Origin of the sequence: Streptococcus mitis, from assembly GCF_946190065.1 — a bacterium.
GTDB classification, from domain to species: Bacteria; Bacillota; Bacilli; order Lactobacillales; family Streptococcaceae; genus Streptococcus; species Streptococcus mitis_DE.
Window position 1 is genome coordinate 94089 of the sequence record NZ_CAMHZD010000004.1, and the last position, 25970, is coordinate 120058.

The following is a 25970-nucleotide window of genomic DNA, read 5'->3' on the forward strand; positions in this document are numbered from 1 at the left end:
TTCTTGACAAGAGGTGACTTCATCTCTTGTTTTTTTGTGGTACAATAGAGCTATGAAACATTTTGATACTATTGTCATCGGTGGAGGTCCTGCTGGTATGATGGCTACGATTTCGAGTAGCTTTTATGGACAGAAAACCCTCCTCATCGAAAAAAATCGAAAACTTGGAAAAAAATTAGCTGGTACTGGTGGGGGACGCTGCAATGTAACTAACAACGGAACTCTAGATGACCTGCTAGCTGGTATTCCTGGGAACGGACGCTTTCTATACAGTGTTTTCTCTCAGTTTGATAACCATGATATCATCAACTTTTTTACGGAAAATGGTGTTAAACTTAAGGTTGAAGACCACGGACGCGTCTTTCCTGCTAGTGACAAGTCTCGCACTATTATCGAGGCCTTGGAAAAGAAAATTACTGAACTAGGTGGCCAAGTTGCTACTCAAACCGAAATTGTTTCGGTTAAAAAAATAGACGACCAGTTTGTCCTTAAGTCCGCAGACCAAACCTTCACTTGTGAGAAACTCATTGTCACAACTGGTGGAAAGTCCTATCCTTCGACTGGTTCAACTGGTTTTGGTCACGAGATTGCCCGCCACTTTAAGCACACTATTACCGAGCTTGAGGCAGCTGAAAGCCCTTTATTGACAGATTTTCCTCATAAGGCCTTGCAGGGGATTTCACTAGATGATGTGACCCTAAGCTATGGCAAGCATGTCATCACTCATGATTTACTCTTTACCCACTTTGGTTTGTCAGGTCCTGCTGCCCTGCGTATGTCCAGCTTTGTCAAGGGTGGGGAGCTTCTCTCACTGGATGTCTTACCTCAACTTTCTGAGAAGTACTTGGCTGCATTTCTAGAAGAGAATCGTGAAAAATCCTTGAAGAATGCTTTGAAAACTGTGCTTCCAGAACGCTTGGCTGAATTTTTTGTGAAAGGATATCCTGACAAAGTCAAACAGTTGACTGAAAAGGAACGAGCACAGCTCATTAAATCCATCAAGGAATTAAAAATCCCAGTAACAGGAAAAATGTCCTTAGCTAAATCTTTTGTTACCAAGGGTGGGGTCAGTCTCAAGGAAATCAACCCTAAAACCCTTGAAAGTAAGCTGGTCCCTGGCCTCCACTTCGCAGGCGAAGTCATGGATATCAATGCCCACACAGGGGGATTTAACATCACTTCAGCCCTCTGCACTGGCTGGGTGGCAGGCTCAAATCAAATATATAAATAATTGAATGACTAAAATACCAAATAAGAAAGGAAGTCCTTTGGAACATATTATTTTACTAAGAGGTGTTACTCCTAATGGAAAAAATGCTATCCCAAAAATGTCTTATTTAGTAGATATTTTAATAGAAGCTGGGTTTCAACAAGTTCGAACTTATATTCAAAGTGGAAATATCATTCTTGAAAGTGACTTGACCTTAGAGGAAATACGAGAACAGGTTCACGCTCTAATAAAGGAAAAAATTGGTGCTGACTTAAAAATGGTAATCAAGAACAAAAGTAATTTTACAAAAATTGTCCAAGAAAACCCGTTTGAAGAACACTATCTTTATGACCGTGTACACGTGATTTTTTATCAAGAACCTATTCAAAGCCTCCCTTTAGAAAAATTAAAAATTGATTACGGTGAAGAAGAAATTTGTATCGGTAACCATTGTCTTTACCTCTATCTCCCTAGAACTGCAAAACAAAAGAAACTCCATACCAACTATCTTGAAAAGCTTTTTAATGTAGATTTGACCATGCGAAAACTAAATGTAGTAGAAAAATTATTAAGCAAGTAGTGCTTGAATTTAGTAAAAATCGGAAGAATACTCCTCCGATTTTATTTTGTCTGAGTTTGGACATAGTGGGCAATTACATCTGATGTATACTGGGCTGTACCAGGTCCAAACTTATCAATATTTTCTTTAAACTCTGGGTTATATACGTAGCCTTTGCCGATATGACCGAATACCTCAACAGAACAATCAAATCCATAAGTACGGATGGCTTGCAAGAGCTTGACTGCTTGCTCTTGGTTTTCTATTGCTGTTGCAGGTAAACCAGCTTGAAGATTTTGTGCCAAGGTTCGAAAAACTTGGTTGAAGGCCGCCGTAGCCTCATCTTCGTGACCTTTTTGACGTTCGAGAGCTTGGTCCATGACTTCTTGTCCATACTTCTCTACCGCCTCTTGGTGGTATTTTTGATGGTCTTGATAGTTAAATCCTGCGAATTTCTCTTGAATGCTCATTTCTCTTTCTCCTTTTTGTTCTTGAATGGTTTTTTGCAAGGTGGAAATCAAGGTATCCAGATGTTCCCTCTCTCGAGTCAAATAGTCCAACTGCCTGGTCAAATGAGGCAATAAATCTGTCCTTTCTTCCTTTAACAGCTCTGCTATTTTTTCTAAAGAAAAGCCTAGATATTTGTAATAAAGAATAACCTGAAGACGTTCCAAATCCTCCTGACTGTAGGTTCGATAACCGTTTTCTAACTTTAAAGGAACTAAGAGTCCTATCTTGTCGTAGTGATGCAGGGTCTTGACAGAGACACCCGAAAGCTGGGCAGCTTCTTTTATATGGTACATGATTTCCTCCTTATACTCAATGAAAATCAAAGAGCAAACTAGGAAGCTAGCCGCAGGCTGTACTTGAGTACGGTAAGGCGACGCTGACGTGGTTTGAATTTGATTTTCGAAGAGTATTACATTGATAGTATAACCCCTCCCCCTAGGTCAGAGTCAAGTGTTTTTGTGAGATTTTTTAAACTGTTAGAGAAAGGTCTAAAATCCTGAAAATGGTTTTCTTGACAGACCTTAGAAAACATGATAGGATAGTCAAGTCTATCAATCAAAAGAAAGGCTCATTTTGAGCACTTATGAGGCTATTTGCCAAGGGCAGTAGCTTTTTCTTTTGTAACATTAATTTTAGGAGTTTAACTATGTCTGAAAAATCGCAATGGGGTTCTAAACTGGGCTTTATCCTAGCATCTGCTGGTTCAGCCATTGGACTTGGAGCCGTTTGGAAGTTTCCCTACATGACTGCTGCTAACGGTGGAGGAGGCTTTTTACTTGTCTTTCTCATCTCCACTATTTTAATCGGTTTCCCACTTCTCCTTGCTGAATTTGCCCTTGGCCGAAGCGCTGGTGTCTCTGGGATTAAAACCTTTGGAAAACTTGGTGAGAATAGCAAGTACAACTTTATCGGTTGGATTGGTGCCTTTGCCCTCTTTATCCTCTTATCTTTCTACAGTGTTATTGGAGGATGGATTCTAGTCTATCTAGGCATTGAGTTTGGGAAATTGTTCCAACATAGCGGAACAGGTGATTATGCTCAGTTATTTACTTCAATCATTTCAAATCCAGCCATTGCGCTTGGAGCTCAAGCAGCCTTTATCTTATTGAATATCTTTATTGTATCACGTGGAGTTCAAAAAGGGATTGAAAGAGCTTCAAAGGTCATGATGCCCCTGCTCTTTATCATCTTTGTTGTCATCATTGGGCGCTCTCTCAGTTTGCCAAATGCCATGGAAGGGGTTCTTTACTTCCTAAAACCAGACTTCTCTAAGCTGACAAGTGCTGGTCTCCTCTATGCTCTGGGACAATCTTTCTTTGCCCTCTCACTAGGGGTGACAGCCATGCTGACCTATGCTTCTTATTTGGATAAGAAAACCAATCTAGTCCAGTCAGGGATTTCCATCGTAGCCATGAATATCTCGGTATCCATCATGGCAGGTCTAGCCATTTTCCCAGCTATGTCAGCCTTCAATATCCAGTCTGAAGGGGGACCGAGCTTGCTCTTTATCGTCTTGCCTCAACTCTTTGACAAGATGCCTTTTGGAACCATTTTCTACATCCTTTTCCTCTTGCTCTTCCTCTTTGCGACGGTCACTTCTTCTGTCGTCATGCTGGAAATCAATGTGGGAAATATCACCAATCAGAATAACAGCAAACGTGCCAAATGGAGTGCCATTTTAGGAATCTTGACCTTCGTATTTGGAATTCCTTCAGCCCTATCTTACGGTGTCATGGCGGATGTTCACATCTTTGGGAAGACCTTCTTTGACGCTATGGACTTCTTGGTTTCCAATCTCCTCATGCCATTTGGAGCTCTCTGCCTTTCACTTTTTACAGGCTATATCTTTAAAAAGGCTCTTGCAATGGAGGAACTTCATCTCGATGAAAAAGCATGGAAACAGGGACTGTTCCAAATCTGGCTCTTCCTTCTTCGTTTCATCATTCCAATCATCATCATCGTGGTCTTTATCGCCCAATTTATGTAATCAAAAAGGACTTGAGTAATGAACTCAGGCCCTTTCTTTTTTATGGATGGCTAACAATCAATTCCAAATCTTGTCCTTCCAAGGTCCAAGCTTCAACATCACTTGGTAGGATAAAGTGGCTACCTTTTTGGATTGGATAGTTTTTTCCGTCAACAGTCAGTTGACCTTGACCAGCTAAGACACTAAACAAGCTGTAGTCAGCTGTCTTTTCGAAGTCAACTTTTCCAGTAATTTCCCACTTGTAAACTGCAAAGAAATCATTGGATACAAGGAGAGTGGAACGCAAATCATCTGCTTTAACAGTTACAGGACGGCTATTTGCAGGCTCACCAATGTTCAAGACATCAATGGATTTTTCAAGGTGAAGTTCACGCAAGTTACCATTATCATCCTTACGGTCAAAGTCATAGACACGATAGGTGGTGTCACTAGACTGCTGGGTTTCAAGAATCAAGATGCCCGCACCAATAGCATGCATAGTGCCACTTGGCACATAGAAGAAATCTCCAGCTTTAACTGGTACTTTTGTCAACAAGGCATCCCAATTCTTGTCCTCGATTTGCTGGCGGAGTTCTTCTTTTGACTTGGCATTGTGACCGTAGATAATCTCTGAACCTTCGTCTGCAGCGATAATATACCAGCATTCTGTTTTTCCAAGCTCGCCTTCATGCTCTAGTCCATAGGCATCGTCTGGGTGAACTTGTACACTGAGCCAGTCGTTGGCATCCAGAATCTTGGTCAACAGTGGAAATACAGGTTCTGGACGATTGCCAAACAATTCACGGTGTTCTGCATACAAAGTAGCTAGGTCTGTCCCCTCAAAACGACCATTGGAAACTTTAGAGACTCCATTTGGATGGGCTGAGATGGCCCAATATTCTCCGATTTTTTCACTTGGGATGTCGTAACCAAACTCATCACGTAGCTTGGTTCCACCCCAGATTTTTTCTTGCATAACTGATTGTAAAAATAATGGTTCTGACATGTCGATCTCCTGTCTGATTTTTCTCCCCTCATTATAGCAAAAAGCTCCATCTAATTGAACTCTTTTTCACATATTATAAAGTAGGGAGAAGATTTTATAAAAATAGTGAACAAATGTGCTCTACTCAATGCTTGCACCATTGCTGGCAATGACATCCTTGTACCAGTAGAAGGATTTCTTCTTGCTACGTTTGAGGCTTCCATGACCAGCATTATCTCGATCTACATAGATAAAGCCATAGCGCTTGTTCATTTCGCCTGTTCCAGCTGAAACCAGATCGATACAGCCCCAAGTCGTATAACCAAGCAAGTCAACGCCATCTTGGTAAATGGCATCTCGCATGGCCTTGATATGAGCCTCTAAGTAAGCAATCCGATAGTCATCTGCTACATGACCATTCTCATCCGGTGTATCCATAGCACCTAGACCGTTTTCCACGATGAACATTGGCTTTTGGTAACGATCCCAGATAGCATTGAGGGTGATACGAAGACCAAGTGGGTCAATCTGCCATCCCCATTCTGAGGATTCAAGATAAGGATTTTTGAGAGAGGCAAAGATATTTCCAGCAGTTAATTCTTTAACTTCTGGATCACCTGAGGCTACTAGACTTGCATAGTAAGAGAAGGAAACAAAGTCAACAGTATTGTCCTTCAACAACTCTAAATCTTCTGCAGTCATTTGAATCTCGATTCGCTCACGCTCCCACTGCTTCTTGGCGTAGTTTGGGTATTCCCCACGCGCTTGAACATCAATGAAGAAGTAACTCTTGCGGTCTTCCTCCATGGCTGCCCAGTAGTCTCTTGGATGGGCTGTGTTAGGATAGTATTGCCCTGCAGCCAACATACATCCCACCTTATTTTCTGGGTCAATTTCGTGGGCAATCTTTGTCGCAAGAGCTGAAGCTACCAACTCATAGTGTGCAGCCTGATATTTAACCAGTTCTTGATTTTCTCCTTCTTCAAAACAGAGCCCAGCTCCCATAAAGGGGGCATGGAGAATCATGTTGATTTCGTTGAAGGTAAGCCAATATTTGACCAAACCCTTATAGCGGGTAAAGAGTGTGCGACAAAGTTTTTCATAGAAGTCTAACATCCGACGATTGCGCCAACCACCGTACTCTGTAATCAAGTGCATAGGACAGTCGAAATGAGTGATAGTCACCAGAGGTTGGATACCATACTTGTGGCACTCCTTAAATAAATCCTCATAAAAGGCTAGACCAGCTTCATTTGGCACTGTTTCGTCGCCCTTAGGAAAAATCCGAGTCCAAGCAATGGATAGACGATAAGTCTTAAAGCCCATTTCCGCAAAAAGGGCAATATCTTCCTTGTAATGATGGTACATATCAATAGCTTGCTTGGCTGGGTAAAAATAGCCCTCCTCAAACGAAAACATCTTTTTCTGACCTGTGATAATGGCTTCACGATCTGGACCGATGGGGACGACATCCACATTCGCCAATCCACGACCTTCTAAATTATAAGCACCCTCACACTGGTTGGCAGCTGTCGCTCCGCCCCACAAGAAACCATCCGGAAAAGTCAGTTTTTCGGTCATAACTCTACTCACTTTCTTATTTGCTTGTTCATTTACTTATATTATAACTTATTCTGTAAACCTTTTCTTATAAAATACTGTGACATACTGATACTATTCTACTATTTAAGTTTATCAGATTGTTTTTTAAAAAATTATCCTCTAGAAAAAGTAAATAGCCTCCCCTGAAACAAAAAAGAAGACTGAAAACTAGTCTCCTCTGTTCCTTTTAAATCAAAGCTGTAATAACCGTCACTAGGCCAAAAATAATACCTGGTGCATTAGCTGCTGCAAGGGGGATATCTCTTTCTTTTTTGAAAAGACCGTAGTAAACCCAGAGACTACAGTTGATGGCAGCAACCAAGGGCTGGATGAAATTTCCTTTTTGACCAGCCAGATTGTTCATGATTTGTGGGAAGTAAGACACATACATCATAACAGACATAAAGGTCGCTACCCAACCTAAAATTTTCATTTGTTTTTCAGACATTTTCAAAACCTCTTTCATTTTTACTGAATCTTATTTTAAAATATTCTTTCAAAACAATCAAGTCTTTAAAACTTTTGTTATAAAGATATAAACTATCACAATCTTGTTATAAGAAAGAGGGAACAGAAAAAAGACCGAATTGCTCCGTTCTGTTTACTCAATCAAATATTAGAAAATGAATACTCCTTTTCAATGAATCGATTGATTGATGGTAAATAAGCCGTTAGAAATTATTGACAGTATCGAAATTTTCTAGTAAAATGAATTTTGTTAATACCTAAATGGTGTGTAGTTTTCTATCAACATAGTCAGGAGAAAAGGAACTTATGCTAAAAAAATTTAATGAATTGTCACTGAAAGATAAGGCTTATCTAATTGGCGGTTTGAGCTTATTAGTCATTGTGATCTCATTTGGTCTACTCAATCGTCAAACAGTAACTGTCAGTCTTGTCTTTACACAACTATCTGCTCCCTTGATTTTGGTGATTTTTACTTGTCTAGTAATCGGGATCATTGCTGGTAGTGCTATTGGTATTAGCTATCACCATAACAAGACTCAAGATCTGAGAAGCCGCATTGCTGAAGCAGAAGCGACTATCAATATAAAAGACAGGGAGCTTGTCCAGTACGAGGAACAGGTGCAACAATTAAAACAGGAAGCCAAACAATAAGTGTAGAAATCATAACCACCCGTGAAAACGGGTGGTTTTTTGTCTCGCACCTAACGGAGCGAGACGGACTGAAAGTCGCATAAATACAAAAAAGATCGAATTGCTCCGATCTTTTTAAGTTTCACTCCAAGAATGTTTAGATAAAAAATTTGATAATAGAATTACCTATTTCATACGATAAAAATCAAGCACTAGACCAGCAGGACCTTTAACTAATAAGGACTCTGTTCCCCAATCGGTTACAGTTGGACCGTTTAAAACCTGAATACCAAGCTCGTTCAACCGTTTGTAGTTCTGGTCTACATCCTCAACCTCGATATGAATAATGATTCCTGACTGAAAATCTTCCAAAGCAATCAAATGATTTTGGGACAACATCAGACAGTGACTGCCAATCGTAAACTGAGCAAAACTGTCATCAACATAATCGGACTTTTTATCTAAAATACGCTCCAAGTCAGCACAGACTTGGGGAACATCTGAAACGATAATATCTAATTGATTTAAATCCATTTACTCTCCTCCAGAAAAAGACCGGATTGCTCCGATCTTTTCAAGTTCCGCTCTATGAAAATCAAAGAATAAAGTCTACAAGCTTTACATTTGATTTTCGACGAGAAAAATTATTTAATTGCGCGTGATTGCAAACCTTCTTCTTCCAAGAATAGGCGGAATGGTACGAGTTCTTCTGCTTCGTATTTTTCTTTGAAGGCTTTAATTGCTTCTTCTGAGTGAAGTTTTGGATCCAATTCAAGTACTTCTACTGGAAGTGGACGGTGTTGACTGATGCGAGCATCGATAACAACAGTTTTACCTTCTTTGTTCAATTTAACAGCTTCTGCAACAACTGCATCGATATCTTCGATACGGTCTACAGTGAACCCTACAGCACCTTGCGCTTCAGCGATTTTCGAATAGTCAGCATTAGGGAAGTCACAACCAAACAAGTGTTTGTTTGTGTCTTCATATTTGTCCTTGATGAAGGCATATTTACCATTTGAGAAAACAACGTTGATAACTGGAAGGTCGTATTGAACGTTTGTGATAACGTCTGGGTAGCACATGTTGAATGCACCGTCACCCATGATGTTCCATACTTGGCGATCTGGATTGTCTTTCTTAGCAGCGATACCACCAGGAAGGGCAATACCCATTGTCGCAAAGAGTGGAGATGTACGCCACATGTTCTTAGGTGTCATGTGAAGGTGACGAGTAGATGTTTGAGTAGTATCACCTACGTCGATTGAGTAGATAGCGTCTTGATCAGCATGTTTGTTGATTGCATTGTAAACTTGATACAATTGCAATTCACCCTCAGTTTTACCTTCGAGTTTGTTCATGTAATCACGCCAGTTTTGGTTGTTCTTAACGTTTGCACGCCACCATGGAGTAGATTCAACTGGGTTCACTTTGTCAAGGATAGCTTTAGCTGCTTGACCTGCGTCACCAAGGATTGAAGCGTCAAGGGCGTGACGTTTACCAAGTTTGTAAGGGTCGATATCGACTTGGATGAATTTTTCAGTGTTCTTGAATGCTTCGTAAACTTCAGCAAATGGGAAGTTTGAACCAAGGAAAAGAACTGTGTCTGCTTCAAAGACCACTTCGTTGGCTGGTTTCCAACCAACACGGTAAGCAGAACCTGTCAAACCTTCATAGTTCCATTCGAAAGCTTCAAAGTTTTTACCAGTTGTGATGATTGGTGCTTTGATTTTACGTGACAATTCAGTGATCACTTCACCAGCTTTAACACCACCGTAACCAGCATAGATAACTGGACGTTCAGCATTATTCAAAATTTCAACAGCTTTGTCGATTTCAACTTCGTTCAAGGCAGGAGCGATGAATGAACGTTCGTATGAACCTGAACCGTAGTATGAGTTTTCGTCGATTTCTTGGAAACCGAAGTTTACTGGGATTTCAACAACAGCTGGACCTTTTTTAGAAACTGCAGCACGGCAAGCTTCGTCAATAACTTTTGGCAATTGCTCAGCATAAGCTACACGTTTGTTGTATACAGCGATACCGTTGTACATTGGGTTTTGGTTCAATTCTTGGAAAGCATCCATGTTGAGTTCGTTAACTGGACGTGATCCAAGGATTGCTAGGAATGGAGTGTTATCCATAGCTGCATCGTAAACACCGTTAATCAAGTGAGTCGCACCTGGACCACCTGAACCAACTGCAACCCCGATTGAGCCGCCGAATTTAGCTTGCATAACCGCTGCAAGAGCACCTGTTTCTTCATGGCGAACTTGCAAGAAGCGGATATCTTTGTCTTCAGCCAAAGCGTCCATCAATGAGCTGAGTGTTCCTGATGGGATACCGTAGATTGTGTCTACGCCCCATGTTTTCAATACATTAAGCATTGCTGCAGATGCAGTAATTTTCCCTTGAGTCATAATGATAACTCTCCTTCAAATATTTTTAAATCTACTAAAAAAGGTTTCATATAGTTTTTGAAAACGTTTCAGTAAATTTTTACAATACTAATTTATCACATTTATTTTGACTTTACTAAGAATCTGCTCAGAAGTTTTTATTCTCTATTACAGTACAGTTTGAAAACGTTTTTAGTTTCTGTTTTATAATACTCAATGAAAATCAAAGAACTAACTAGAAAGCTAGCCGCAGGTTGCTCAAAACACAGCTTTGAGGTTGCAGATAAAGCTGACGTGGTTTGAAGAGATTTTTGAAGAGTATAAAAAGCGAGCAAGCCCGCTTTTAATCTATTTTACTAAAGTTTAGTAAGAGTGAACTAGTCAGAACAGATACAGAACTAAAGGCCATGGCTAGACCAGCTAGTTCTGGATTGAGGGCCAGTCCAACACCAGAAAAGACTCCTGCTGCAATCGGAATTCCGGCGACATTGTAGATAAAGGCCCAGAAAAGATTGAGCAGAATTCGATTAAAGGTTTTCTTACTCATGTCAAAGGCACGAACCACGCCTAGGAGGTTATTGGTTGTCAACACCAAATCTGCTGACTCGATAGCGATATCCGTTCCAGCTCCCATAGCAATCCCCACATCTGCTACACTAAGGGCAGGAGCGTCATTGATACCGTCCCCAACAAAGGCTACTTTGCCAGCCGCTTGTAGTTTATGGATTTCATGAGCTTTTTCTTCTGGCAAGACACCTGCAATGACCTCTTCGATTCCGATTTGATCGGCAATAGCACGCGCCACACCAGCATTGTCTCCTGTCAGCATGACTGTTTTAAGACCTCGTTTTTTCAACTGACTGATGGCAAGCTTAGCATTTTCCTTAGGAATATCTTGCAGAGCAAGCAAGCCTTTGATTTCATTCTCAACAGCCAAGAACACAACTGTCTTAGCTTCTTTTTCCAGTTGTTCTAGTTTTTCCTGATAAGTGCTAGAAATATCCATGCCATCCAGCATTTTAGCATTTCCAAGCAAAACTTGTTTTCCATTGATTTGCCCTGAAACACCTTTTCCGTGCAAGGCTTGGAAATTTTCCACAGTGTGAAGCTCAAGTCCAGTTTCAGTCGCTCGCTTAACAATAGCCTCAGCCAATGGGTGTTGAGAAGCTTCTTCCAAGGAAGCTGCCAATCCAAGCACTTCTACTTCGTCGCCGATGATATCTGTGACCACAGGTTTCCCTTCCGTCAAAGTTCCTGTCTTATCAAAAACAATAGTTTGGACTTTCTGGATTTCCTGTAGAACCGTTCCATTTTTGAGGAGAACTCCCATCTTGGCACTGCGACCTGTCCCCACCATAAGGGCTGTCGGTGTTGCAAGTCCCAATGCACAAGGGCAGGCAATAATCAGAACTGCTACTCCATAGAGAAGCGAAGACACAAAGCTCGCTCCAAGCACAACTACACTATCCCTGAGCAAGACGAACCAAACCCAAAAGGTCACAATCCCTAAAATGACAACTGCTGGAACAAAAATCCCTGAAATTTTATCCGTCAAGTCCTGAATCGGCGCACGACTTGTCTGAGCTTTCTTCACAAAATCCACAATCTGAGCCAAAACAGTCTCTGAACCAACTTTTTCTGCTCTAAAAACAAGTGTTCCACTATTATTGATGGTTGAACCAATGACGGTATCTCCAACTGTCTTGTCCACAGGCAGACTCTCACCTGTCACCATAGACTCATCAATACTAGAGATACCTTCTACTACGACACCATCAACCGCAATCTTTTCACCGGGACGCACTCGAATCAGGTCACCTACCTTGACTTGCTCCAAAGGGACTTGAACATAGTTATCCTCACGCAATACTTCTGCTGTTTTAGCCTGCAAGTCAAGTAATTTCTCCACAGCTTGGGAAGTATTTTTCCGCATTTTCTCCTCAAAAACGGCCCCCATAAGAACGAAGAAGAAGATAAATGCAGCACTTTCAAAGTAAACGGGGAGACCAGCGAAGAGGGCAACTAAGCTATAGAAATAGGCCACTAGGGTTCCCAGAGCAACCAAGGTATCCATGTTGGCATTGTGCTTTTTAAAACTAGCCCAAGCACTTTGGATATAAGGACCACCTGCTACGAGCATAATCGGTGTTGTGGCTAAAAAGGTGCCCCAACGCATGACTTGGTGACTAATTCCTCCTGTCGACATCCCAATCATGAGAATCACAAGAGGCACAGTAAAGATACTAGTAATCCAAAAACGCTGTAAAAGTGATAGAGATTTTCGAGTCTTCTCAACAACTGTATAACTTCCCTTTTGCATCTTCATACCACAAGAAAATTCATGTTGACCTAATTCTTGAGGTGTAAAACGAATGACTTTCTCCTCATCTACGCCGATTGGTTCCAAGATGCCTTCTTCTTCAAACAGAATTTCCTTGTAACAGTTTGAAGGAGTAGCACGATGAAAGATGATCTCAGCAGGAACTCCTTTTTGCAGTTGAATGTGGGCTGGATGGTAACCTTTGTCTGCCGTGATACGAATTTTTTGAACACCATTTTCAAGACTTGCTTTTACAATTTCAGTCATATCATTCTCCTATTCTACAATCATCTTACCGTGCATCATATTCATGCCACAAGAGAAACCATACTCTCCAACCTGCTCAGGTGTGATTTCCACTACATACTCTTCACCCATAGGCAAGTCTGCATGTACACCAAAATCTGGAAAAACAATCTGATCCAAACAAGGTGAAGGATCCTTGCGATCAAAGACAATGCGGGCTGGCACTGATTTCTTGAGGATAATCAACTCAGGCGTATAGCCCCCCATGACCTCCACTCGAATCTCTTGGTAGCCGTTTTTTTGCTGGGCCTTTTGTCCAGATTTTTCAGGCTTTTTGAAAAACCAAAACAAGATAAACGCGATAAGGGCAATACAAATAATAGTTACAATGCTATTTAACATGACGTCTCCTTTACATACAATTACATTTTACTTCTGTTACAGCGCTTGATTTCTTCTCAGAAATCACAGCTTCCAAGTCTTCCAAGTCAGCCTGAGTAAAATCACATTCAGCAATCAAATCAGCCAACAAGTTCTTAATCCTACGAGAACAAACCTTGTCCTTTATATCTTGGACAAGTAAATCCCGACTTTGGTCCAAAGTTAAAAGGGCTGAATAAACAAAAGACTTGCCTTCTTTTTTCCGAGTCAAACACTCTTTCTCAACCAAACGAGCCAAAAGAGTTTGAATGGTCGACTTGGACCAGTCGAACCGCTCCGCCAGAACCCTGATCAAATCCGTACTAGTCTGCTCTCCTTGCATCCAAATAATCTTCATGACCTGCCATTCTGCATCTGAAATCTGCATTAGCATACCTCCAAAATCTACATTTGTCAATTACAGTTATTAGTATACTCTCAAAATCTACATTTGTCAACTATTAAATTAATCTTTTCTTTGAAAAATTAAATTTTAACCATATGATAAAGGATTTTTAATCAAATCTTACTATATAAATTATAAAAATATGCTATACTAAAGAAAAAAGAAAACAACCACTAGGGGTGCGTAAAGCTGAGATTAACAACTGTTAGACCCTTTGACTCAATCTAGGTAATGCTAGCTGATGGAAGTGGAAATGATAATGGGGACTAGCAGTCTTCTATTGCCTTTCTAAAACAGACTAGCTTGTTCTTAAGAATACAAACTTCAGTTGGTTGGGAGGTTTTAGATGACTTATTTACCCGTTGCTTTGACCATTGCAGGGACTGACCCTAGTGGTGGTGCTGGCATTATGGCTGATTTGAAATCATTCCAAGCTAGAGATGTCTATGGAATGGCCGTTGTGACCAGCCTTGTCGCTCAAAATACCAGAGGCGTTCAGCTAATCGAGCACGTTTCTCCTCAAATGTTGAAAGCCCAATTGGAGAGTGTCTTTTCGGATATCAAGCCTCAGGCTGTAAAAACTGGGATGTTGGCAACTACTGAAATCATGGAAATCATCCAGCCCTATCTTAAAAAGCTGGATTGTCCCTATGTCCTTGACCCTGTTATGGTCGCAACAAGCGGTGACACCCTGATTGATTCCAGTGCCAGAGACTACCTAAAAACAAATCTACTTCCCCTTGCAACCATTATCACGCCGAATCTTCCTGAGGCAGAAGAAATTGTTGGCTTTTCAATCCATGATCCTGAAGACATGCAACGTGCCGGTCGCCTGATTTTAAAAGAATTTGGTCCTCAGTCTGTGGTAATCAAAGGTGGGCATCTCGAAGGCGGTGCCAAGGATTTCCTCTTTACCAAGGAGGACCAATTTGTTTGGGAAAGTCCAAGAATTCAAACCTGTCACACCCATGGTACTGGGTGTACCTTTGCTGCAGTAATTACGGCTGAACTAGCCAAGGGCAAAAGTCTTTATCAGGCAGTCGATAAGGCCAAGGCCTTTATCACAAAAGCCATCCAAGATGCTCCTCAACTCGGTCATGGTTCTGGCCCAGTCAACCATACAAGCTTTAAAGATTAAAAAAACTCTCTAGTTCCCACTTTAAGGGAATTAGAGAGTTTTTGTACTTCTTCAAACTAGGTCAGTTTTATCTGCAACCCCAAAGCTGTGTTTTGAGCAACCTGCGAATAGCTTCCTAGTTTGCTCTCTGATTTTTATTGAGTATTAATTAGAAAATAATATCATCCAACTTTGTCAAAAAGGCTTGTGTTTTTGCCTCTATATCCTCTGCCTGCATCAAATCACGCACTACAGCTACTCCAGCTATGCCAATGCCAATAAGTTGGTCAATGTTCTCTGACGTCAAGCCACCAATAGCAACTACTGGAATGGTGACCCTTTGGCAAATTGTTTTCAAGGTTGAAATCAGGGTGATAGGCGCATTTTCCTTGGTCGTAGTCGGGAAAATGGCTCCTGTCCCCAAGTAATCTGCACCTCCTTCTTCTGCCTCGAGGGCTCTTTTTACTGTTTTAGCTGTGACACCGAGGATTTTGTCAGGGCCCAAGACTTGTCGGGCAACCGAAACTGGTAGTTCATCGTCTCCGATATGCAGACCTGCAGCATCAACTGCGAGACAAATATCCAAACGATCATCGATAATCAAGGGTACCTGATAGGCATCGGTTATTTCCTTGACTTGTTTTGCCAGTTGATAATATTGATTGGTTGTGAGATTTTTTTCTCGTAGCTGGATGATGGTAACACCTGAACGGCAGGCCGTCTCAACTTTTTTAAGAAAACTTTCCAAGGAATCTTGGTAGCGATTGGTTACTAGATATAGTCTAAGTGCTTCTCTATTCATAAATGTCTCCTTTGATGGCATCTAGCCAATTTTCGTCTCTTTTTAGGAGAGAAAGCTGATTGAGAACTTGATAACGAAATTCTTCCAATCCCATTCCTTGAACAACTATTCTCTCAGCAGAGATATTGAGATAAGAAACTGCTAGGCAAGAAGCTTCAAAGGCCGTTTTTCCTTGGCTGAGAAAAATGGTTGTGAAGGCTCCAACCAAGTCTCCCGTCCCTGTTATCCAGTCTAATTCTGCACAGCCATTTCCCAATACAGCAACTTGATTTTCTGAAACGATAAGGTCCTTGGGACCAGTGACTAAGAATGACATACCAGGATAAAGCTGGCACCAATCTTTCAAGACTTGAAGCAAATCCTCAGTTTCTTGATCTTTAGAACTAGCATCAACCCCAACACCGTGGTGTTTTAAGCCAACAAGACTTCGGATTTCCGACATATTTCCTTTAAGGACCGTAGGCCTATAGTCTAAAAGGTCTTTAACTAAGCTCTTACGAATGACTGAAGCCGTTACGCCAACCGCATCTACTACCATTGGAAGAGAAACTTGAGCTGCATAAGAAGCTGCTATACGGATTGCTTTTTCCTTCTCAGCTGACAAATGCCCCAAATTGATGAAGAGTGCCTGGCTTTGCTTAGTAAAATCAAGAACCTCACGGGGATCATCTGCCATAACTGGTTTACATCCCAGAGCCAAAATCCCATTTGCTAGCATCTCACAAGAAATCTCATTGGTAATACAGTGAATTAGGGAACTATAGCCTATAGGAAAAGGATTTGTCAATTCCTGCATCAGTCTATCCTTTCATCAAAGAAATATCCCTGCACTTTTTTAAAGAATTCCTGCTTGATTAAAAATCGAAAGGCAATAAAGGAAATCGCTGTACCAATCAAGGTTGCTCCGAAAAATCGAGGAGTGTAGATAAACCAGCTAAGCTTAGCGGCCGATCCTGTAAAGAGTACCATAACAGGATAGGAAACAATAGAACCAATAATACCTGTTCCCAAGATTTCTCCTAGGGCAGAATAGTGAAATTTTCGACCATACTTATAGAAGAGACCTGCAAGAAGGGCTCCAAAAGTCGCTCCTGTGAGAGCTAAAGGCGGAATCCCTTGAGTCGTCATACGGATAAAGGCTGTCACTGTAGCCATCACCAAAGCATAAACAGGCCCCATCATGATTCCTGCTAGAATATTGACTACACTGGACATCGGTGCCATTCCCTCAATCCGAAAGATAGGCGTAAGAACTACATCAAGGGCAATCATCATGGATAAAATGGTTAATTTGTGAACTTGTAATTGGTGCTTTCTCATGTTTCTATTCTTCTCCTGTGTCTAAAGACTGTAAATCGCTCTTCCATGTCTGGTGTTGGTAGGCCATTTCCCAAAACTTAGCTTCCATATGAACACTGATGTGGAAGGCATCTAGCATTTTTTTCCTGTCTGTCTCGTCACTTTCTCGATAGAGTTGATTGACCAGCGCTCCCTCCTCTCTGATCTGCTGCTCCAACTCATCCGTAATATAAGTTTCAATCCATTGTTGGTAGAGAGGATTTGGTGATGGTTTAAGATTGAGTTCCTTGCCTATATCATGGTACAACCATGGGCACGGAAGCAAGCTCGCAAAAGCAATGGCTAGATTTGCTTCTGCAAATTGCCGATAAATGTGAGAGATATAATGATAGCAGGTTGGAGCGATTGGATGTTGCTCCATTTCCTGGTCGCTGATTTCCAATTCCTTGAAAAATTGTTGGCGGATAAATAACTCACCCTCCACTAGACTCTGAGCATTTTGTTTCAAGAGTCTTTTCATCTCTTGGTTTGAAGTCTTATCAGCCAAGAGGTGATAGGCTTCTGAGAAGGCCTTCAAATAGTAGGCATCCTGAATCAAGTAATAGCGAAAGACGGACGGGTCTAAATTTCCCTCTTGTAACTGTAAAACAAAGGGGTGATGAAAGGAAGCCTGCCAAGCTTCCTTGGATAATTCCATCGCAATATCTGTAAATTCCATAATAACTCCTTTATAAAAATAGACTGATTTGAAGCAATAAAAAGAACAGCAGGTAGATGAATATTGTCCTTTGAGGAATATAAAAAGTCCGATAGCGATTCTCCACCTGTGCATGTTCGTCATATCCATGCGCCGACAGGGCTCTCAGGTAAAGATGGCGCCATCTAAAGACCGTCATCAGAACCTTGCTGTAAATCAAGGGAGACCAAAAATGCAGTTCTTGACCGCGTAATAAGCAAGCCTCCTTGAGGGACTTGATTTCTTGCTGAATAAGGGGGAAGGAATTGAATACCACAATCAAGGCATAGGCCCAAGAGCGTGATAACCCCTTTTGAGCCAAGTACAAGAGAAGCTCCTTTAAGGAAATAGAGGAAACAAAGACAAGGCCAATACAAACGGTCACAAAGGCCCTCGTTCCGAGCATGACTGCCTGCGAAGCATCTCCATGTAACTGAACTGCCCAGTAGTTAGCCAAGGATGGCAAAATGGCGAGCAGAATCATCCAAGCCAATACTTTAAATCTACGGTAATAGAGCATAAAGAGAATACAAAATGCGACTACCGAAAGATTCAGAGCAATCGAAGGAATAAAAGATGTTTCCAAGGATAAAATCAGCAAAAAGAGACTGATAATCGGTGTCTGGGTTGCTACTTTGACCATACTACTTCACCTCCCCTTGGGTATTGCTACTCTGAGATGTGAGTCGTTTGGTAATTGTCACTTCTTTCACATGACTGAGACCCTGACTAGTCATCTCAATCCAATAATCAACCACAGAGATTAAGGGATCTAAACGATGGCTAATGATCAGAAAACTTCTTCCTTGATTTCTCTCCTCCACAATCCACTGACAAAAATAGTTACAGGCTCTATCATCCAAACCAGCAAAAGGTTCATCTAGTAAAATCACAGAAGCCTTACTAGTCAAGATGGTCAAGAGCTGAAGAATCTTTTGCTGACCACCACTTAATTGATAGGGGCTCTTATCGAGTGCCTGCTCCAGATCAAAATACCGTAAAGCTTGGAGTATCCGCTGATTTCTTTCAGAATCAGGTCCATCTAATTGAAGCTCTTCTCGCAGACTAACTCGGATAAACTGTTTCTCAGCTTCCTGAACAACACCCGTCAGGTCACGATACAAACTCTTTTTCTTTTTCAGAACTGTCCCCTTCCAGGTAATGCGCCCCTTATACTTTTGAAATTGAAGAATAGACCGAAAGAGGGTTGATTTCCCGACACCATTATCACCCAAAATACAGGAGATTCCTTGGTAAAATGTGAAATCTGCAATCGAAAAGAGGGGACGCTTATCCAGCTCACAAGTTGTTTTATACATATGGAATAGTTCTGGGCTAGAAGCAATTTCCTTTGAAACAGCCTGTGTCATTTCAGAGGCAGGGATTTGAAACACTTCCCTTAGTTGTCCGTCTCTTAGCTCCACCATATGGTCGATATAGGCTTCATAATCAGATAAATCATGGTCGCACAAAATAACTGTCTTCCCATCAGAGACCAACTCTTTTAGAATCTCCAATATCTCGATTCTGCTCTTGCGGTCAATGGAAGCGAAGGGCTCATCCAAGAGATAGACCCTAGGATTCATAGCAAAGAGAACAGCCAAAGCAGCCTTTTGCTTTTCCCCACCTGATAAGTGATGAATGGGACGGTGCAAGATCTTCTCACAGCGACATTGCTGGACCACCTCTGCTATTTTAGAATCAATTTCCTGAACGGGATGGCCGATATTCTCCAAAGTAAAAATCAGCTCCTCAAATAAGTTCTCCATGGTAAATTGATGATTGGGATTTTGAAAGAGAATACCAACCGTCTGGACACGTTCGATGATAGAAAGCTGACTGACCTCGTTCCCATTTATCAGGACTTGACCGCTATAGGGAAGAGAACTGACTTGGGCAATCATTTGAAAGAGGCTGGATTTTCCTGAACCACTGCTCCCAACTAACAAGGTAAAGGCTTGCGCATGAAAAGTAAAATCAATCGGCTCAGAGAAGATTGGGGACTGAATCGCTCGTAGTTCCAGCCCCATCTATGCCTTGCCCCCAGCTGCAAACTGATGATAGAGTTTGACAATGGCACGAACCAAGATGGTACAGAAGAAAAAGACAGAAATAAAGCGCACCACAAGCAAAGAAAGGACAAAAGGAAGGGAGAAGGCATAGTAACCTAACTTAATGTATTCATAGACAAAGCTAACAAGCGTAATCCCAATACTATTGGCAGTTAGAGAGAGCCAACTTTCATAGCGATTCTTGGTTACGATAAAACCAAGTTCACTTCCCAAACCTTGAACCAAACCAGACAAAAGGGCACCTAGACCGAATTGGCTACCATAAAGGACTTCAGCAAGCGCAGCTAGCACTTCACCAATCGTTGCACTTCCCACTCTTGGAACAAAGATGGCCGCAATGGGCGCAGCCATACACCAGAGACCAAAGAGGATTTCATTGGCAAAGGCCTGTAAACCAAGAGGGGCTAAAATCAGAGTGAGGATATCAAATAGATAGCCGGATCCCACAAAAACGCCACCAAAAAAGATAGACAAGAAAGCAAGTAAGATAACATCTTTTAACTGCCATTTTTTCAACATAAAAAACTCCTTTTTTAAAGAAAAGTGGGGTATTCAAGGTGAGCTACCTAAATGCTTTGTATCATCTTCATCCAGTTTCGTAAAAGAAAAAACTCTAATTACAGATAGAAATTAGAGTTCAGCTTACAAGATTAGATGGTTAGTTTCTATAAATACAAAACCATTTCACATTTCCCTTCGCCAGTCTTAACTGTATCAGGTTCAATGGGTATCATCTCAGCCTAAAGCACCCCAAATGTCTTTATTATTTAATTACTGTGCTAGTATAACAGAAATTGAAAGCCCTAGCAAGATATTTGACTGGAAAATATATTTATATATTTTGTTTGTTAATTCTTTTAATCTACATAAAAAGATTAAATTTATCCTATAATTCATAACCAATATCAAAAAAGGCTAATTCTAAAGCAACCGCTTGATTCCAACGTTCCTGAAGTTCTGTCAAATCCTCTCTACCTTTCCCGACACGATTAAGTTCGTCAACCAGAAATTGAACCCACTCTGCAAAGAAAGGACCTCTGTGGAGATTAATCCATTCCGAATGAATGTAGGCTTCAGGTAGAGCCAAATCTTTAGAACCCCAGTCTAAATAGAGACCTTCTGCAATGACCAGCATGACCAAAAGATGGGCATAGTTTGATGAATCCACTGCCGAATACATTAGATCCTGAAAGGCTTTTGTTACAGGATGCAAGGTCACTTCCAGATAATCATTCTCAGATACTTTTAACTCTTTGAAAGCCTTCTGGAAATAACCGTCTTCATCTGCTTCAAGAAAGCCTAGTTGCTTGGCAAAACGAAGTTTGGATTCAAGCTGGTCTGCGTGGGCTACGCAGGCACCCAGCATGGATAAGAAGGCATCAAAGAAGTGATAATCTTGAATTAGGTAGTCTTTTAAGACCTTATTCTCAATTCTCCCCGCAAAAAGTTCCTTAACAAAACGATGATTGATTGCATCCTGCCAATCCTTCTGACTGCTTTTTAATAATTTTCCAACAGTCAAACCTGGCTCAAATGCATAGTCTTGTGTTTCCATATTTACTTTTCCTCTCTTTACTCGTTCGTAATCAACAAAACATCAAGAAAATCCTAGTTTTACTTGACCTTTTTAAAGAAAATCGAGGGCATTTGCAGAGAGATACATAAACAAGCCTATCCAGTTTGTATAAACAAAAAAACTCCAATTACAATCAAGAATTAGAGTTTAGCTTACAAGATTAGATTGTTCATTTCGCCATACGAAAAAACGTTTCACATTTCCCTTCGCCAGTCTTAACTGTATCAGGTTCAATGGGTATCATCTCAGCCTAAAGCACCCCAAATGTCTTTATTCTTTAATTACTGCATCAGTATAGCAAAAAATGAAAGCCCTAGCAAGATATTTGATTGGAAAATATATTTATATTGTTTTTAATGGTGATTTATTCTTCCTATAGACGAAGAAAAACCTCCACACTTAGTGAAGGCAATCTCTTTTATCAATACAATTTTAAGTCACGTGGATCAACTGGGAAGGTTGGGTTGTATGGGTTGTGACGGAGTTTGAAGTGTTTGACATCTTCAATAGTCTGAGTTCCAGACAACTGCATAACTGTCTTCAATTCCGCATTCAAGTGTTCAAAGACTTGACGCACACCAACACTACCGCCGAGAGCCAAGCCATAGATAACCGGGCGACCAATAGCTACCAAGTCTGCTCCTGAAGCCAAGGCTTTAAAGACGTGTTGGCCACGACGAATACCAGAGTCAAAGACAATTGGCACACGTTTATCAACTGCTTCAGCTACTTCTTGAAGTGAATCGAAGGCAGCTGGTCCACCGTCGATTTGACGGCCACCATGGTTGGTCACCCAGATACCAGAAGCACCTGCAGCAAGCGAACGTTCAACGTCCTCACGGCATTGTGGTCCCTTGACATAAACAGGAAGTCCTGAGTATTCAGCGATGAATTCTACGTCACGTGGAGATAGGCGTTGTTTAGCTGATTTGTAAACAAAGTCCATTGATTTACCAGCACCTTCTGGCAGGTATTCTTCAACAATCGGCATACCAACTGGGAAGACAAAACCATTACGCTTATCAACCTCACGATTGCCCCCTACAGTTGCATCTGCAGTCAAGACAATCGCTTTGTAGCCTTCAGCCTTCACACGGTCCATGATGTGGCGGTTAATCCCGTCATCTTTACTAAAGTAAAATTGGAACCAATGGGGTGTACCTTGAAGAGCTTCTGTAATTTCTGGAAGATCGACAGTAGAGTAAGAACTGGTTGTATAGAGGGACCCAAACTCATGCACACCACGCGCAGTAGCCACTTCACCCTGTTCATTTGCTAATTTATGAGCCGCAACAGGCGCCATGATGATTGGTGAAGACAATTTTTCACCTGCAAATTCAATCTCTGTACTTGGATTTTCAACATTGCAAAGCGTATGTGGAACGATAAGCTTGTGGTTAAAGGCACGGATATTTTCACGTAAAGTGAAGGTATCTTCCGCCCCACTAGCGATATAGCCAAATGCTGCTTTAGGAATAACTTGTTGCGCCATTGGCTCCAAATCATAGGTATTGATGAAATCTACATGACCTTCTGCATTGCTTGTTTTGTATGACATAAAATGTCCTCCTTAATAAGTAAGCGTTTACTTTGTATATTACAAAAATATCTTAACTCTTTTTTCAAAACTTTTCAAATATTTTGTTTGGAAATTTCATACTTTCAATCATTTTACAGAGATAATTAAAAATGATAAACTTTCTTAAGCTATGGAAATTCAAATAATCTTTTCATTTTCTACTATAAAAAAAAATCAGGTAATCCTAGTGACTACCTGATTTTCTATGTTTTAGGCATTTTGCCAATTTTCTTGGTCTTCTTTAAATCGTTTTAGAAGGTCGAGCCCTTCTGGTGTGATGTAACCTTCTTCTTGAGCTAGGTGAATGAGTTCACTGTAGTTAGAAAGTGTTAACAGCTTAACACCAGCATCTGCAAAGTTTTTGTCTGCTTTTGGCAATTGGTAGCTGAAAATCGCTACAACTCCAAGCACATCTGCTCCTTCTCGCTTGGCTGCTGCCACGGCCTCAAGAACAGAACCACCTGTTGAAATAAGATCTTCAACCACTACCATTTTTTGACCCTGAGCTACGCGGCCTTCTATTTGGTTACCAGCTCCGTGGTCTTTTGGTTTGCTACGGATGTAGGCAAATGGCAGATTCATCTTGTCAGCAATGATGGCTCCGTGAGGAATCCCTGCTGTTGCAGTCCCTGCAATCACTTCTACATCTGGAAAGGCTTCTTTGATAGCTTCCACAAAGCCATTTTCAATTAGGGTACGAGTTTCTGGATAGGCTAGTGTCACACGATTATCAGTGTAAATGGGCGACTTGATACCAGATGCCCAAGTGAAAGGCTCCTCTGGTTTGAGGTAAACGGCTTGAATTTTCAAGAGGTGGCTAGCGATATCTTTAGCAAGTGTCATGATATTCTCCTTTTATTTTTCTAATCTATTTCTTTAATTCCAGTCCTGTGTCCATTCATACTTGATAGCATGATAAGCTGCAACAGGATCTTCAGCTTGGGTAATGGGACGTCCCACTACGATATAGTCACTACCGATTTGATAGGCATCTGCTGGCGTCATGACGCGTTTTTGATCTCCTACTGCAGCACCTGCAGGACGAATGCCCGGTGTCAGACAGATAAAATCTGGTTTGGTGGCCTGCTTGATGAGTTGCACTTCCTGAGCCGAGCAAACAACACCATCTAATCCCGCTTCAGCTGTCTTCTTGGCATAATGAATGACAGACTCCTGCAGGCTGGTTTGGATATTTTGAAACTCCTGCATCTGGGCTTCCGACGTTGAGGTCAGCTGAGTCACTGCAATCAATTTGGCTTGACTTCCAAGACCTTCACGCGCAGCCTTCATCATCTCTACACCACCAGCTGCGTGAACGTTGGTCATGTCAACGCCCAGATTAGACAAAACCTTCATGGCTGACTTGACCGTATTGGGAATATCATGAAGCTTAAGATCCAAAAAGACACTATGACCTTGACCTTTCAAGTAGGACACAATCTCAGGCCCCGTTGCGTAATAAAGCTCCATCCCTATCTTAAGATAAAGGCTTTCTTCTGCTGGAAAAAGAGCTAAGAATTCCTTGACCGCCTCAAAACTAGGAAAATCAAGAGCAATAACTGGACGATGTTCTCGCATAGGTTTCTCCTTTTACCTTTGCTAGTGAGAGAGTCTGGCCACAAGAAGCCACGAAAAAAGGAACCTGCCAACAGCAAGGTTCCACGAAAAATGGGTAGTCTCCACCCTTTCACCGTCTAACCTTAGCTGCCTCTCTGGACTGCTTTAAAGGTTTTTTACTATTCTATTATTTCTACTAGCACTTGTCAAGTAAAAACATGGTCACTAAAGAACTATAAGAGAAAAAGTAAAGCCTAGCGACGTGATGAACGCCGAGTCGTTTGATTTTGATTACTCTCTTCCTCCAGCTTCTTCTTCTCCTCTTCTAGTTTACTCTGCTGTTCTTCCAGTCTTTTCTTCTCTTCCTCTTTCTGTTTCTTCTCAGCTTCCTTAGCCTCTTGTTTGGCCTTTTCCTCAGCCTCCATAATTAATTTATCCGCCACTGTGTAACTGTAAATTCCAGCTTCCATGTCAATCACACTCGGTTCTGACAATTGTGGTTTAATCTTACTGTAATATGGCAGTTTCTTACTCATTTCAGAAAGGGGAACCAAGACTTCGTCCGAATCATTCATAGTCAATCGAATTAAATCTGAAGTCACCTTGCTTGGGGCTAGTTCCACCTTTTGGATAGCAGACTTGAGTTCTGGACTAATTTGAGCAAGTTCTGACGTAAAGGCTTTGATTTGTTCGCTGTCATTAAAGAGAACTGATATATAAGTTTCTGGCAGACTCACCAAACTGACCGAACTAGTCTCAAGCTGACCGCTTGAAAGGATTGGATAATGACTTTCTCCAGAAACATAGTAGGCAACAATATCATATTCCTTGACCTTGATAGTAAACTTGGTTGGAAATTGATAGACAAGCTGAGCGGATTCAACCCAATAGTTAGACTTGATCTGCTCTTCATATTTTGCCTTATCTAGCAGAAGGTTAATCGTATAATCCGAATCCTGAATGCCAGAAGCCTGTCGAATATCATCAGCTGTCGTTTGCACTGTTCCCTCAACACGAATATCCTTCATGGTCGCATAAGGACTGAGTAAGTAGGCAGATACAACCAATAAAAGCAGACTGAGAAACAAAATCGAGATAGCCCGCCAGATATGAACTCCTGGAATTTTCGGTTTGACCGGTTTTTCCTTCACAGGCTTTTTCTCAATTTTTTTATCCCGTTTATCCTCTTTCTCTGTCTTTTTAGACTTTGGTTCTTCTTTGGATGCTTCTTTTTTGACGTCTTCTGACTCTTCTACTTTTTCCTTAGCATCTTCCTTAGCTGATTTTGGGTCTTTTGGATCAGATTCACTCTCTTGGTCCTCAGTTGCATCTGACTTTTCAGATTTTGAAGCCATTCGAGCTTGTCTTTCCTTTTCCTTCTCCTCAGCTAGTGCTGCCTCTTCTTCAGCCTTCTTTTTTAGATATTCTTGGTTTCGTTTTTGCCATTCTGATAACTCTTTAAATTCTTCGAGGATTTCTTTGCCCTCATTTTGCTTATCTTTTGACATTTA

26 protein-coding genes and 3 riboswitches are annotated in these 25970 nt (G+C 41.2%); of the genes, 5 read left to right on the plus strand and 21 right to left on the minus strand.

The features are described from left to right. Positions 1–52 precede the first annotated feature (52 nt). Positions 53–1231, plus strand: coding sequence for an aminoacetone oxidase (gene aao / locus OCF96_RS03035; RefSeq protein WP_261446207.1), 1179 nt, complete (start codon positions 53–55; stop codon positions 1229–1231). 37 nt (positions 1232–1268) lie between these two features. After that, entirely contained in the window at positions 1269–1790 is a 522-nt protein-coding gene (locus OCF96_RS03040; RefSeq protein ID WP_261446210.1) for a DUF1697 domain-containing protein, read from the plus strand. A 41-nt stretch (positions 1791–1831) separates the two neighbouring features. Here OCF96_RS03040 and OCF96_RS03045 read toward each other — a convergent pair whose 3' ends face one another. Continuing rightward, a complete protein-coding gene (locus tag OCF96_RS03045; protein ID WP_261446212.1) occupies positions 1832–2572 on the minus strand; it encodes a MerR family transcriptional regulator in 741 nt (246 codons plus the stop codon). 353 nt (positions 2573–2925) lie between these two features. Between OCF96_RS03045 and OCF96_RS03050 the strand changes: the two genes are divergently transcribed. Next, a complete protein-coding gene (locus tag OCF96_RS03050; RefSeq protein WP_261446214.1) occupies positions 2926–4266 on the plus strand; it encodes a sodium-dependent transporter in 1341 nt (446 codons plus the stop codon). A 40-nt stretch (positions 4267–4306) separates the two neighbouring features. Here the strand turns inward: OCF96_RS03050 and manA are convergent, their stop codons facing one another. The 3 genes from manA to OCF96_RS03065 all read right to left on the minus strand — a co-directional run bounded on the left by manA (position 4307) and on the right by OCF96_RS03065 (position 7280). Next, the gene (gene manA / locus OCF96_RS03055; RefSeq protein ID WP_033685221.1) at positions 4307–5251 is read right to left on the minus strand and encodes a mannose-6-phosphate isomerase, class I; all 945 of its coding nucleotides are present in this window, start codon (positions 5249–5251) and stop codon (positions 4307–4309) included. A gap of 120 nt (positions 5252–5371) precedes the next feature. Beyond that, the gene (locus OCF96_RS03060; RefSeq protein ID WP_000136868.1) at positions 5372–6811 is read right to left on the minus strand and encodes a 6-phospho-beta-glucosidase; all 1440 of its coding nucleotides are present in this window, start codon (positions 6809–6811) and stop codon (positions 5372–5374) included. A 208-nt stretch (positions 6812–7019) separates the two neighbouring features. Further along, positions 7020–7280 (minus strand): SemiSWEET family transporter, encoded by a 261-nt coding sequence (locus OCF96_RS03065; protein WP_001291472.1) that lies wholly within the window; start codon positions 7278–7280, stop codon positions 7020–7022. Between the two features lie 326 nt (positions 7281–7606). Here OCF96_RS03065 and OCF96_RS03070 point away from each other — a divergent pair, with 326 nt between their 5' ends. After that, a complete protein-coding gene (locus OCF96_RS03070; protein ID WP_000913393.1) occupies positions 7607–7951 on the plus strand; it encodes a lipopolysaccharide assembly protein LapA domain-containing protein in 345 nt (114 codons plus the stop codon). 165 nt (positions 7952–8116) lie between these two features. On the opposite strand, the gene OCF96_RS03075 is transcribed toward OCF96_RS03070, so the two are convergent. The 5 genes from OCF96_RS03075 to OCF96_RS03095 all read right to left on the minus strand — a co-directional run bounded on the left by OCF96_RS03075 (position 8117) and on the right by OCF96_RS03095 (position 13703). Next, on the minus strand, positions 8117–8464 hold the full coding sequence (locus OCF96_RS03075) for a VOC family protein (RefSeq protein WP_261446234.1): 348 nt from the start codon (positions 8462–8464) through the stop codon (positions 8117–8119). Between the two features lie 110 nt (positions 8465–8574). Next, on the minus strand, positions 8575–10350 hold the full coding sequence (gene spxB / locus OCF96_RS03080) for a pyruvate oxidase (RefSeq protein ID WP_261446236.1): 1776 nt from the start codon (positions 10348–10350) through the stop codon (positions 8575–8577). 322 nt (positions 10351–10672) lie between these two features. Then, positions 10673–12916, minus strand: a complete 2244-nt coding sequence (locus OCF96_RS03085) for a heavy metal translocating P-type ATPase (protein WP_261446238.1) — start codon at positions 12914–12916, stop codon at positions 10673–10675. Between the two features lie 9 nt (positions 12917–12925). After that, positions 12926–13297: a cupredoxin domain-containing protein gene (locus OCF96_RS03090; RefSeq protein ID WP_261203719.1), complete on the minus strand. Its 372-nt coding sequence runs from the start codon at positions 13295–13297 to the stop codon at positions 12926–12928. A gap of 10 nt (positions 13298–13307) precedes the next feature. After that, on the minus strand, positions 13308–13703 hold the full coding sequence (locus OCF96_RS03095) for a CopY/TcrY family copper transport repressor (protein WP_001167204.1): 396 nt from the start codon (positions 13701–13703) through the stop codon (positions 13308–13310). Positions 13704–13886: 183 nt separating this feature from the next. Continuing rightward, positions 13887–13984: riboswitch (TPP riboswitch) on the plus strand. A gap of 83 nt (positions 13985–14067) precedes the next feature. Between OCF96_RS03095 and thiD the strand changes: the two genes are divergently transcribed. Then, entirely contained in the window at positions 14068–14859 is a 792-nt protein-coding gene (thiD, locus tag OCF96_RS03100) for a bifunctional hydroxymethylpyrimidine kinase/phosphomethylpyrimidine kinase (RefSeq protein WP_261446250.1), read from the plus strand. Between the two features lie 148 nt (positions 14860–15007). Here the strand turns inward: thiD and thiE are convergent, their stop codons facing one another. The 12 genes from thiE to OCF96_RS03160 form a co-directional block, all read right to left on the minus strand. After that, positions 15008–15640 carry a thiamine phosphate synthase gene (thiE, locus tag OCF96_RS03105; RefSeq protein WP_261446255.1) on the minus strand — a complete coding sequence of 211 codons (633 nt, stop codon included), beginning with the start codon at positions 15638–15640 and terminating at the stop codon, positions 15008–15010. Continuing rightward, positions 15633–16436 (minus strand): hydroxyethylthiazole kinase, encoded by an 804-nt coding sequence (thiM, locus tag OCF96_RS03110; protein ID WP_070478629.1) that lies wholly within the window; start codon positions 16434–16436, stop codon positions 15633–15635. Before thiM ends, thiE begins: the two co-directional genes overlap by 8 nt. After that, positions 16436–16960: an energy coupling factor transporter S component ThiW gene (thiW, locus tag OCF96_RS03115; protein ID WP_070478627.1), complete on the minus strand. Its 525-nt coding sequence runs from the start codon at positions 16958–16960 to the stop codon at positions 16436–16438. Before thiW ends, thiM begins: the two co-directional genes overlap by 1 nt. 4 nt (positions 16961–16964) lie before the next feature. Further along, a complete protein-coding gene (tenA, locus tag OCF96_RS03120; protein ID WP_125443034.1) occupies positions 16965–17657 on the minus strand; it encodes a thiaminase II in 693 nt (230 codons plus the stop codon). Positions 17658–17667: 10 nt separating this feature from the next. Further along, positions 17668–18318, minus strand: coding sequence for an energy-coupling factor transporter transmembrane component T (locus OCF96_RS03125; RefSeq protein ID WP_125328088.1), 651 nt, complete (start codon positions 18316–18318; stop codon positions 17668–17670). Between the two features lies 1 nt (position 18319). Continuing rightward, positions 18320–19705 (minus strand): ATP-binding cassette domain-containing protein, encoded by a 1386-nt coding sequence (locus OCF96_RS03130; RefSeq protein WP_261446292.1) that lies wholly within the window; start codon positions 19703–19705, stop codon positions 18320–18322. Further along, positions 19706–20266 carry an ECF transporter S component gene (locus tag OCF96_RS03135; protein ID WP_000915275.1) on the minus strand — a complete coding sequence of 187 codons (561 nt, stop codon included), beginning with the start codon at positions 20264–20266 and terminating at the stop codon, positions 19706–19708. It lies immediately after the preceding gene. A 155-nt stretch (positions 20267–20421) separates the two neighbouring features. Beyond that, positions 20422–20510, minus strand: a riboswitch (TPP riboswitch). A 123-nt stretch (positions 20511–20633) separates the two neighbouring features. Then, a complete protein-coding gene (locus OCF96_RS03140) occupies positions 20634–21302 on the minus strand; it encodes a TenA family protein (RefSeq protein ID WP_261446293.1) in 669 nt (222 codons plus the stop codon). A 205-nt stretch (positions 21303–21507) separates the two neighbouring features. Then, positions 21508–21596, minus strand: a riboswitch (TPP riboswitch). Positions 21597–21744: 148 nt separating this feature from the next. After that, positions 21745–22881, minus strand: a complete 1137-nt coding sequence (gene lctO / locus OCF96_RS03145; RefSeq protein ID WP_000120723.1) for an L-lactate oxidase — start codon at positions 22879–22881, stop codon at positions 21745–21747. Between the two features lie 231 nt (positions 22882–23112). Beyond that, entirely contained in the window at positions 23113–23745 is a 633-nt protein-coding gene (gene pyrE / locus OCF96_RS03150; protein ID WP_261446295.1) for an orotate phosphoribosyltransferase, read from the minus strand. A 33-nt stretch (positions 23746–23778) separates the two neighbouring features. Then, complete coding sequence (gene pyrF, locus OCF96_RS03155; protein WP_261446297.1) at positions 23779–24480, minus strand: orotidine-5'-phosphate decarboxylase; 702 nt, start codon at positions 24478–24480, stop codon at positions 23779–23781. 233 nt (positions 24481–24713) lie between these two features. Then, positions 24714–25967 (minus strand): cell division protein FtsQ/DivIB, encoded by a 1254-nt coding sequence (locus tag OCF96_RS03160; RefSeq protein ID WP_261446298.1) that lies wholly within the window; start codon positions 25965–25967, stop codon positions 24714–24716. Positions 25968–25970: the final 3 nt, after the last annotated feature.

What these genes read in the sequence shown, in the direction of transcription:
- aao (WP_261446207.1), top strand. Translation starts at nt 53, where the DNA reads ATGAAACATTTTGATACTATTGTCATCGGTGGAGGTCCTGCTGGTATG.
- OCF96_RS03045 (WP_261446212.1), bottom strand. Translation starts at nt 2,572, where the DNA reads ATGTACCATATAAAAGAAGCTGCCCAGCTTTCGGGTGTCTCTGTCAAG.
- OCF96_RS03050 (WP_261446214.1), top strand. Translation starts at nt 2,926, where the DNA reads ATGTCTGAAAAATCGCAATGGGGTTCTAAACTGGGCTTTATCCTAGCA.
- manA (WP_033685221.1), bottom strand. Translation starts at nt 5,251, where the DNA reads ATGTCAGAACCATTATTTTTACAATCAGTTATGCAAGAAAAAATCTGG.
- OCF96_RS03060 (WP_000136868.1), bottom strand. Translation starts at nt 6,811, where the DNA reads ATGACCGAAAAACTGACTTTTCCGGATGGTTTCTTGTGGGGCGGAGCG.
- OCF96_RS03065 (WP_001291472.1), bottom strand. Translation starts at nt 7,280, where the DNA reads ATGTCTGAAAAACAAATGAAAATTTTAGGTTGGGTAGCGACCTTTATG.
- OCF96_RS03070 (WP_000913393.1), top strand. Translation starts at nt 7,607, where the DNA reads ATGCTAAAAAAATTTAATGAATTGTCACTGAAAGATAAGGCTTATCTA.
- OCF96_RS03075 (WP_261446234.1), bottom strand. Translation starts at nt 8,464, where the DNA reads ATGGATTTAAATCAATTAGATATTATCGTTTCAGATGTTCCCCAAGTC.
- spxB (WP_261446236.1), bottom strand. Translation starts at nt 10,350, where the DNA reads ATGACTCAAGGGAAAATTACTGCATCTGCAGCAATGCTTAATGTATTG.
- OCF96_RS03085 (WP_261446238.1), bottom strand. Translation starts at nt 12,916, where the DNA reads ATGACTGAAATTGTAAAAGCAAGTCTTGAAAATGGTGTTCAAAAAATT.
- OCF96_RS03090 (WP_261203719.1), bottom strand. Translation starts at nt 13,297, where the DNA reads ATGTTAAATAGCATTGTAACTATTATTTGTATTGCCCTTATCGCGTTT.
- OCF96_RS03095 (WP_001167204.1), bottom strand. Translation starts at nt 13,703, where the DNA reads ATGCAGATTTCAGATGCAGAATGGCAGGTCATGAAGATTATTTGGATG.
- thiD (WP_261446250.1), top strand. Translation starts at nt 14,068, where the DNA reads ATGACTTATTTACCCGTTGCTTTGACCATTGCAGGGACTGACCCTAGT.
- thiE (WP_261446255.1), bottom strand. Translation starts at nt 15,640, where the DNA reads ATGAATAGAGAAGCACTTAGACTATATCTAGTAACCAATCGCTACCAA.
- thiM (WP_070478629.1), bottom strand. Translation starts at nt 16,436, where the DNA reads ATGCAGGAATTGACAAATCCTTTTCCTATAGGCTATAGTTCCCTAATT.
- thiW (WP_070478627.1), bottom strand. Translation starts at nt 16,960, where the DNA reads ATGAGAAAGCACCAATTACAAGTTCACAAATTAACCATTTTATCCATG.
- tenA (WP_125443034.1), bottom strand. Translation starts at nt 17,657, where the DNA reads ATGGAATTTACAGATATTGCGATGGAATTATCCAAGGAAGCTTGGCAG.
- OCF96_RS03125 (WP_125328088.1), bottom strand. Translation starts at nt 18,318, where the DNA reads ATGGTCAAAGTAGCAACCCAGACACCGATTATCAGTCTCTTTTTGCTG.
- OCF96_RS03130 (WP_261446292.1), bottom strand. Translation starts at nt 19,705, where the DNA reads ATGGGGCTGGAACTACGAGCGATTCAGTCCCCAATCTTCTCTGAGCCG.
- OCF96_RS03135 (WP_000915275.1), bottom strand. Translation starts at nt 20,266, where the DNA reads ATGTTGAAAAAATGGCAGTTAAAAGATGTTATCTTACTTGCTTTCTTG.
- OCF96_RS03140 (WP_261446293.1), bottom strand. Translation starts at nt 21,302, where the DNA reads ATGGAAACACAAGACTATGCATTTGAGCCAGGTTTGACTGTTGGAAAA.
- lctO (WP_000120723.1), bottom strand. Translation starts at nt 22,881, where the DNA reads ATGTCATACAAAACAAGCAATGCAGAAGGTCATGTAGATTTCATCAAT.
- pyrE (WP_261446295.1), bottom strand. Translation starts at nt 23,745, where the DNA reads ATGACACTTGCTAAAGATATCGCTAGCCACCTCTTGAAAATTCAAGCC.
- pyrF (WP_261446297.1), bottom strand. Translation starts at nt 24,480, where the DNA reads ATGCGAGAACATCGTCCAGTTATTGCTCTTGATTTTCCTAGTTTTGAG.
- OCF96_RS03160 (WP_261446298.1), bottom strand. Translation starts at nt 25,967, where the DNA reads ATGTCAAAAGATAAGCAAAATGAGGGCAAAGAAATCCTCGAAGAATTT.